We start from the raw sequence: 855 nt of genomic DNA, 5'->3' as shown, positions 1-855 counted from the left end.
CGCTCAGACAAGCACCAGTTGCCGGGCAGCAGCCCTTCGCGGGTGAGGATCTCGTTGATGCCCGCGATGCTGCCGGCGAAGGTGTTGGCGGCGTCGAAGGCTGCTGCGTTGGCGTCGGTGAGTTCGGCGGCTCGGGTGAGGAGGTCGGCGGGGATGGGGGCGCCGGTGCGGGCGATGGTGCGGGCTTCGGTGTGGAGGGCGACGGCTGCTCGGGTCCAGATGGCCCATTGGCCCAGGAGGCCGCCGACGATGTGCAGGGTTGTGCCGTTGACGCGGTAGGGGGTGAGGAGGTCGACGATGATGTTGTCGTCGTTTCCTGTGTAGAGGGCGATGTCCTCGGCGTGGCCGGTGTCCGCCACGGCGCGGATGACGTCGATGGTCGCGTAGCGGTCGAAGGGGGCGATCTTGATGGCTTCGACGCCGGGGATCTGGGCGTACTGGCGCCAGAAGTCGTAGCTGAAGCGGCGTTTGCCCAGGGCCGGTTGGATGTAGAAGCCGAAGACGGGCAGGGTCTCGGCTATGCGGGCGACGCCTTCGAGGATTTCCTCGTCCGGGGCGGTGCCCCAGCCTGGGGTGGCGACCAGTGCCAGGTCGTAGCCGAGGTCGGCGGCGATGCGGGCTTCGGCCAGGGCTGAGGGGGTGGGGCCGAGGACTCCGGCGACCAGGATGGGGTCTGGGCCGGCTTCTTCGGCGGCCAGGCGGAGGACCGGTTCGTACAGGCCGTGGTCGCGGATCTCGAACTGGGTGGTGTGGACGCCGACCGCTACGCCGCCGGCGCCGCAGTCGAGGTAGTGGCGGGTCAGCGCGCGCTGGCGCTGCGGGTCCAGGGTGCGGTCTTCGTGCAGGGCCAGTGGG

General features: G+C 70.1%; 1 protein-coding gene. It reads right to left on the bottom strand.

Annotation, left to right across the window (positions count from 1 at the left end; translation table 11 throughout):
* On the bottom strand, window positions 1-855 hold an 855-nt coding region (locus IZR01_RS49370; RefSeq protein ID WP_194927911.1), incomplete at both ends, for a dihydrodipicolinate synthase family protein.

It is taken from the genome of Catenulispora pinisilvae, assembly GCF_015356865.1.
GTDB classification, from domain to species: domain Bacteria; phylum Actinomycetota; class Actinomycetes; order Streptomycetales; family Catenulisporaceae; genus Catenulispora; species Catenulispora pinisilvae.
Note: the sequence above shows the minus strand (reverse complement) of the source record. Positions and strands in the feature narration are given on the sequence as shown.